This window comes from Terrabacter sp. P5_B1 (genome assembly GCF_056400505.1).
Map to the genome: position 1 here is coordinate 1 of NZ_JBFULD010000206.1, position 7,630 is coordinate 7,630.

General features: G+C 67.5%; 7 protein-coding genes. All 7 read left to right on the top strand.

Translation table 11 applies throughout. The annotated features are described in order from the left end of the window. The first annotated feature begins 37 nt into the window (after positions 1-37). The 7 genes from AC1DP0_RS14590 to AC1DP0_RS14620 are packed head-to-tail and all read left to right on the top strand — an operon-like array spanning position 38 to position 7,397. On the top strand, positions 38-1,096 hold the full coding sequence (locus AC1DP0_RS14590) for a zinc-dependent alcohol dehydrogenase (protein WP_478085268.1): 1,059 nt from the start codon (positions 38-40) through the stop codon (positions 1,094-1,096). Then, positions 1,093-2,253 (top strand): aldose epimerase family protein, encoded by a 1,161-nt coding sequence (locus AC1DP0_RS14595; protein WP_478085269.1) that lies wholly within the window; start codon positions 1,093-1,095, stop codon positions 2,251-2,253. The genes AC1DP0_RS14590 and AC1DP0_RS14595 overlap by 4 nt, the downstream gene beginning before the upstream one ends. Then, positions 2,250-3,428 (top strand): mandelate racemase/muconate lactonizing enzyme family protein, encoded by a 1,179-nt coding sequence (locus AC1DP0_RS14600; RefSeq protein WP_478085270.1) that lies wholly within the window; start codon positions 2,250-2,252, stop codon positions 3,426-3,428. Before AC1DP0_RS14595 ends, AC1DP0_RS14600 begins: the two co-directional genes overlap by 4 nt. A 58-nt stretch (positions 3,429-3,486) precedes the next feature. Then, positions 3,487-4,845 carry an ABC transporter substrate-binding protein gene (locus tag AC1DP0_RS14605; protein ID WP_478085272.1) on the top strand — a complete coding sequence of 453 codons (1,359 nt, stop codon included), beginning with the start codon at positions 3,487-3,489 and terminating at the stop codon, positions 4,843-4,845. A gap of 40 nt (positions 4,846-4,885) precedes the next feature. Next, positions 4,886-5,797: a carbohydrate ABC transporter permease gene (locus AC1DP0_RS14610; protein ID WP_478085274.1), complete on the top strand. Its 912-nt coding sequence runs from the start codon at positions 4,886-4,888 to the stop codon at positions 5,795-5,797. Positions 5,798-5,844: 47 nt separating this feature from the next. Then, positions 5,845-6,636: a carbohydrate ABC transporter permease gene (locus tag AC1DP0_RS14615; RefSeq protein ID WP_478085276.1), complete on the top strand. Its 792-nt coding sequence runs from the start codon at positions 5,845-5,847 to the stop codon at positions 6,634-6,636. Next, positions 6,633-7,397 (top strand): SDR family NAD(P)-dependent oxidoreductase, encoded by a 765-nt coding sequence (locus AC1DP0_RS14620; RefSeq protein WP_478085278.1) that lies wholly within the window; start codon positions 6,633-6,635, stop codon positions 7,395-7,397. Before AC1DP0_RS14615 ends, AC1DP0_RS14620 begins: the two co-directional genes overlap by 4 nt. Positions 7,398-7,630 lie beyond the last annotated feature (233 nt).

The following is a 7,630-nucleotide window of genomic DNA, read 5'->3' on the forward strand; positions in this document are numbered from 1 at the left end:
GCCCGGCCCGTCCCCACCCCACACCGAAGGAATGTCGATGAGAGCCCTGGTCTACGAAGCACCAGAACTGATGACGATGCGGACCCTGTCCGCGCCCACCCTGGAGCCGGACCACGTGCTCATCCGTGTCGCCTACTCCGGTATCTGCGGCTCCGAGCTGAGCGGCTTCCTGGGGCAGAACAGCCTGCGGACGCCGCCGCTGGTCTTCGGGCACGAGTTGTCCGGCTGGGTCGAGGCACTCGGAGCCGACGTGCCCACCACCGAGCAGCTGCGTCCGGGGGCGGCCGTGACGGCCAACCCGCTGGTCACCTGCGGGGTATGCGAGTACTGCGTCACCGGACGCCAGCCGCTGTGCCAAAGTCGTCTGCTCCTGGGAGCGCACCTCCCCGGCTGCAATGCCGAACTCGTCGCCGTCCCGGCCCGGGCAGTGCTGCCCGTACCGACCGGCCTGAGCCTGCGCGACGCCGCCATGGCCGAACCTGCCGCCTGCGCCGTGCGAGCGGTCCAAGTCAGCGGCGCCGACCCGTCATCACGGGCGCTCGTCGTCGGGGCAGGCCCGATCGGCCTGTTCATCCTGCAGGTGCTGGCCGCTTACGGCGTCACCGAACGGTACGTCGCCGACCTGAACCCAGCCCGGCTTGCGATGGCCGTCGAAGCCGGAGCCATCCCGGTGCAGGTGGGACCCGAGGGGTTGGCCGATGCCGTGCGCCGCGCCACCGCGGGCCGCGGCGTCGAGCTGGCCTTCGACGCCGTCGGTTCCGCCCAGACCCGGCAGAGCTGCCTGGCCAGCATGGCCCCCGGCGGACATGTCGTTCTCGTGGGGCTGCACGCCGACGAGACATCGCTGCCGATCAACACGATCATCCGGTCCGAGATCCGCMTGACCGGCGTCTTCGCATACACGCCGGACAACTTCCGCACGGCACTGGACTGGCTGGCGCAGCGGCGCATCGGGCTGTCCCAAGGGGTCGTCGTCGCGCCATTGACGGACGGGCCGCAGTGGTACGCCCGCCTGGTCGCCGGGGACGGGGCCGCCAAGGTGCTGCTGGCCCCTGACGCCAGCGACCGCCCGACCGAGGCGGAGACCTCCCAGTGACAGCCCGAGTGAGCAGCGACTGGAGCTACCACGGGCTGCGCGCACTCGTGCTGGAGAACAACCACATGCGCGTCGTGGTCCTGCCCGAGCTCGGGGGCAAGGTCTGGCAGATCACCGGCACCCGGAACAACCGGGAGTTCCTCTGGCACAACGACCGGCTGCAGCCCCGCAAGGTCCCGTTCGGGACCGGCTATGACGACAGCTTCTTCGGGGGCTGGGACGAACTCTTCCCCAACGACGCGCCCGAAGATCTCGCCGGTGAGCCTTATCCCGACCACGGCGAGCTCTGGACGTCGCCGTGGTCGTGGTCCGTAGAGCAGGAGGGCCCCGAGGTCGTCTCGGTCCGGCTCACGCTGCGCACCCCGATCTCGGGATGCCTGCTGGAGAAGACCCTGACACTGAACTCCGGCCAGCCRTCCCTGACTCTGAGCCACCGCATCGAGAACACGCTGCCGAAGGCGCTGCCCTTCCTCTGGAAGCAGCACGTCGCCGTCCCGGTCGACGAGCCCGCCCGGGTCGACCTCGCACCTGCCTCGATGTACGTCGAGGACTTCGGCACGCCTCGAGCCGGCGGCCCTGGGACGACGTACACCTGGCCGACACTCATCGACGAGAGCGGACACGCGACCGACATGAGCCGCACCCTCCCGCGCAGCTCCGGCGTCAGCGAGTTCCAGTACGCCACCGAGCTGAGCGCCGGATGGTGCTCGGTCACCTACGGCGACGGCACCGGACTCGGGCTGGTGTTCGACGCGAACGTGTTCCGCTCCTGCTGGCTGTTCGCCTCGTACGGCGGGTGGCGCGGCCTGCAGGCCCTTGTCCTAGAGCCGTGCACCGGCTACCCCGTGGAGGTGTCCGTCGGGGCCGACGCCGGCACCCACCAGACGTTGGCCCCCGGCCAGGTGATCACCACGAGCATCACCGCGGTCGTGTACGACGGGATGAGCGAGATCCATGCCGTCCATCCCGACGGACGCGTGGAGGGAGTCCGGGGTCCCGAGGCCCTGCCGTCGACCGATATCGACCGCCCCGCAGGCGAAACCACCGCAACAGCGCCGGCGATGTCGGTGCCAGTCACGCGGGTGCCAGCCACCTCGGTGCCAGCCGAAGTGGTGCCAGCCGAAGTGGTGCCAGGCAAGGAAGGCGCGAGCGCATGAGGATCGAGTCGGTCGACCTTTTCTACCTGGCCATGCCGCAGGTCCTGGACATCGGTGACGGCAGCCAAGACATGCTGCTCGTGCGGGTCCGGGCGGGCGGCCACACCGGGTGGGGCGAGTGCGAGACCTCCCCGCTCACCTCGATCGCCAGCTTCGTCTGCCCCATGTCCCACAGCGCCTGCCACCCGGTGGTCGACTCGGTGGTCGGGCAACGCCTGGACCGCGTGGAGGACATCGCCTCCATCGCCCGGCTGGTCCGGGCCAACAGCCTGGACCTGCTGCAGGCCGACCACACCCTGTCCGGGATCGAGATCGCCCTGTGGGACCTGTTCGGCAAGGCGGTGGAGCAGCCGGTCTACGAGCTGCTGGGCGCCTCGCACCCACACCCCAAAATCCCCTACGCCTCAGCGCTGTTCGGTGACACGCCACAGCAGACCCTCGAGAAGGCCCGGCAGGTCCGCGCCGACGGATACACCGCCGCCAAGTTCGGCTGGGGACCCTACGGTCGCGGCAGCGTACAGGCCGACGCCGACCAGGTCCACGCCGCTCGAGAGGGCCTCGGCGACGACGGCGTCCTGCTCGTCGACGCGGGAACGATCTGGGGAGAGGACGTGGACGCAGCCGCCCTGCGCCTGCCCGCTCTGGAAGAGGCGAAGGTGCTGTGGCTGGAGGAACCGTTCGCCTCCGGGGCGCTCCGCGCCTACGGGGCGCTGGCACGACGGTGCGACACGCTGCGTCTGGCCGGCGGCGAGGGCGCCCACCAGCCCCTACTGGCCGAACACCTGGTGGACTACGGCGGTGTCGGGTTCATCCAGATCGACACGGGCCGGGTCGGCGGGATCGCAGACGCCAAGCGCGTCGCCGACTATGCCGCAGCGCGCGGCGTGCAGTTCGTGAACCACACGTTCACCTCCCACCTGGCGCTGAGCGCCTCCCTGCAACCGTTCGCCGCCAGCGTCGACGACTGGCTCTGCGAGTACCCCGTGGAAGCCAAACCGCTGGCCCGGTCGGTCACCGCCAACCACCTGGACCTCGACCATGACGGGCGGATCAGCCCACCCGCCGCCCCAGGACTGGGCATGGAGGTCAGCCCCGAGCAGGTCCGGGACTACCTCGTCGAGGTCGACATCACGGTCGGTGGAAAGACCCTCTACAGCACACCTGAGCTCACGTGATGAGAAACACCGTCAGCACCATCGTCGGCACCCGCCGACCGAGCACCGGAGAACGAGAATGAGACGCACCACTGGCATCATCGCGGCCGTCATCGCCGCTTCGCTCACCATGGCCGGCTGCAGCTCCCAAGCGTCACAGAGCCGCGGCAACGCCGCGACACTGGCAGCCAAGACCGCAGGCGCGTACCCGACAGGGCCCGTACACCTGGTCATGTGGTACTGGGGTGAGCAGGAGGCCCCGGGGGCCAAGAAGTGGCTGACCGAGACAGTGGCTGCCTACGAGAAGCAGCACCCGAACGTCACAATCGACACCGTCCTGCAGACCACCGACAGCCTCATTCCCGCCTTTCAAGCCGCCGCCGCGGCCAAACAAGGTCCCGACCTGCAGTACTTCTGGGGCGGCATCTACTCCCAGCAGCCCGCCTGGAGCGGCCAGATCCTCCCCGTCTCGGACTACATCGACGCCGCCGAGCTCAAGCACTACACCAACGCCGCTACCGAGGACTCGTACAAGGGCAAGATCCTCACCGCGCCCTGGTACGTCAACCCGCAGTTCCCGGTTCTCGTGCGCAAGGACGTTCTCGCCGCGCACCAGCTCAAGCCGCCGACGACATGGGCGGAGCTACTCACCACGTGTGACACGCTGAGCAAGGCCGGGGTCACGACGCTCGCCGGCGGAGTCAAGGACGGCTGGTTCGGCGGCTGGCTCTACTCGATGCTCGGCGCCCAGACGGTCACCTCCCAAGGCGACGTCACCGACGCCGTCGTGGGCAAGCAGAAGTTCACCGACGCCAACCACGCCGCCTGGTGGACCAAGCTCGAGGAGACCCGTCAGCACCACTGCTGGAACTCCGACATCAACTCCCTTGAGCTGTACCAGGCACAGCAGCGTTGGGTGTCCGGCGACGCAGCCATGACCGTCACGGCCGGAACCGACGCACCGAACTTCATCAAGAAGGTTGGCGCCGACAAGGTCCAGATCAGCACCATGCCGACGTTCGCCAACGGTCCCTACGCCGGCAAGATGGCCAGCACCTCCCAGACCGTCGGCATCACCGCCTGGACGCAGTACCCGCAGGTGGACGCCGACTTCATCAAGTTCATGCACACCCCTGAGCGGTTGCAGGCCTGGTATGCCACCACGGGCGTCCTCCCGGCCGATGACCGGTTCGATGTGTCCGTCGTGAACGACCCCGCCAAGAAGCAGCTGTTCCAGATGGTGCATGACGGCGCTCCCTACCTGGAGAACTACATCCCCGCCGAGCTGGACAGCAACGCCGTCTTCACGAACGTCCAGCTCGTCCTGCAGGGAAGCCGGACCGGGCAGCAGGCTGCCGCGGACATGCAGACGCAGATCGAGCGACTGCGCCTCACGAACAGGTCGCTGGTGCGCAACTTCCAGGCCTGGACCCGGTGAGCCAACCGTGCCTTCCCTGACCACATCAGCGCCTCACAACGTGCGGGCTGCAGCGGCGCCGACGCCCACACGGGCGGCGCGGGCGGCGCTCGCCCACCGCTTCGGTTTCCTACCTTGGGTCGCGCCCGCGGCACTGATCATCGTGTTCATCTTCGGCTACTCGATGTACCAGCTGGTCGCGCAGTCCCTGCAGTATCAGGGCTCCTGGGCCGGGCTGGACAACTTCGGGCTGGTCATCAGCGACCCGCTCTTTCGCACAGCGATCCTCCACAACACGCTGCTACTCGCGGTCGTCCCTGTGCTGCTCGTGCTGGCGCTGGGCATCGCGATCCTGCTGTTCGAGACCAAGAGGGGGCTGCGCGGCTACCGAGCTACGTTGTTCTTCCCCTACATTCTGCCCATTCCGGTGGTCGGTGTGGTCTTCGGCCAACTTCTGCAGCTCAACGGTGCCCTCAACCAGGTTCTGCGGGGTGTGGGTCTTGGCGGCTTGGCCGCGGACTGGATGGGTGACCCCAACCGTGCGCTGTGGACGATGGCGGCCATCATCATCTGGAAGGAGATCGGCTTCGGTATCGTGCTCTTCCTGGCCAGGCTGATGACGCTGCCTACCGAGGTCTTTGAGGCGGCCAAGGTCGACGGCGCCGGCTTCTTCCGCCTGCACTGGTCCGTCACCGTGCCGCAGATGCGAAGCCTCATCCTCTTCTACATCGTGAACGAAGCGATCGTGATGGTGTCGTGGGTCTTCAACTACGTCTACGTCCTGACCAACGGCCAAGGCGGTCCAGGCACCGCCACCATGGTGTCCGAGCTCTACATCTACCGGGCCGCGTTCCAGGACCAGGCCCCTGAGCTGGCAGCAGCCGCCGCCGTGATGCTCTTCCTCGCCACGCTCATCCTCATCACGGGCTTCTTCCGGCTGCAGCGCGCCGGTGAAGGCACCTTCGGGGACTGAAGGGACTTCTTATGACCACTCGACGCGCGGGTGCCACCCTGCGGCACTTGATCCTGCTGGTGTGTTCCGTCATGGCGCTGGCACCGGCCTACCTCATGCTCACCGGAGCGCTCAAAACCCAAAGCGACTTCCTGCTGCATCCCTGGGCGCTGCCGACCCCGCCGAACTTCGGCGCCTTCCGTGCAGCGCTGAGCGACCAGCTCGCCCAGTGGTTCCTGAACTCGGTCATCCTGACCTTCTCCGCCGTGGCAGTCACCGTGATCTTCGCGGCCTTGGCCGCGTGGGGACTGGTGCACTGGCCGTTCCGGGGCAGGGAAGCGGTTCTCGCGGTGACCGTCTCGCTGATGGTCGTTCCCCCGGTGGTGCTGCTCATCCCGCTGTTCCAGTTCGGCGCGCAGCTCGGCTGGATCTCCACCTTCCGGATCGTCATCCTCATCTACGTCGGTCTCATGCTGCCGTTCTCGATCTACCTGCTGGCCAACTTCTTCCGGACCATCCCGGCGAGCATCCTCGAAGCTGCCAAGATCGACGGCGCGTCAGCGTGGCGCACGTTCGTCAGGATCGTGCTCCCGCTATCCGGTGCGCCGGTCGCCACGCTGGTCGTTGTCAACCTGCTGTGGGTGTGGAACGAGCTGCTGTTGGCGCTCGTCTTCCTGCAGAGCGACAGCAAGAAGACCCTGATGGTCGGGATCACCGGCTTCCAGAGCAGGTACAGCCTTGACATTCCAACGGTGATGGCCGGCTTGTCGATCGCGACCCTGCCACTGGTCGTCGCCTACCTGTTCGGGCAGCGGTACTTCATCCAGGGCCTGACTGCCGGAAGCGTGAAGGGCGAATGACCCCGCGGCAGAAGGGGACCCCGGTTCAGGCGTTCACGGGTCAGCGGGCCGTGGTCACCGGCGGCTCGCACGGAATCGGGGCCGCCACCGTCACACGCCTTCGCGCTCTGGGCGCGAGCGTTGCCGTCGTCGACCGCGACCACACGGACGGTGCGGACATCGTCGTGACGGCGGATCTGGCAGACCCGGGCGCCGTCGTGGCCGCCGCTGGCAGGGTCGTTGATCAGCTCGGGGGAGCCGACATCCTGGTGAACTGTGCCGGGGTCAGCCTTCCCAACTCGACGCTCGAACTCGACGCGGAGCGCTACCATCGCACGCTGGCGGTGAACCTCCACGCTCCGGTACTGCTCATGCGTGAACTCGGTGGGTGCATGGCCCGGCAGGGCTACGGCCGGATCGTGAACGTCACCAGCGTCCACGCCACCCGGTCGGAACGGACGTCTCTGGCCTACGACGTGTCCAAGGCCGGTCTCGAGGCCGCAACCCGGACCGCCGCCCTGGAGCTTGCTACTCACGGCATTCTCGTCAACGCGGTAGCCCCCGGGTTCGTGGCCACGCGCATGTCAGTCGTGGACGGCGAAGACGAACTCGAGGGCGAGGAGTTCCAGCAAATTTACGTCCGGCATGCCCGGCTGCCCCTGCAGCGACCCGCGCAAGCCCCGGAGATCGCAGAAACCATCATCTGGCTGGCCAGCCAGGCCAACACGTACACCACCGGACAGGTGCTAACCGTTGACGGAGGACTGACCGCAGGATTCTGACAGCACCGAGGCGTCCGGAGACAGCATGGTCGCCGTCGAAGGACGCAGTTGAGTCCATAGCGTTGGTGTACGACGACACCGGTGAGCGTGTCCCTGCTGGATGCAGGTGCGGTCACCGCGTGATCCTTCGAGTGAACCTCTCACAGCACCCTCGAATGGAGCATCGCGATGACCGCGAACACCAGTATCGACCCTGCCGTCTTCCTTCACGAGCAGCTGGCCCAAGCCAGTCC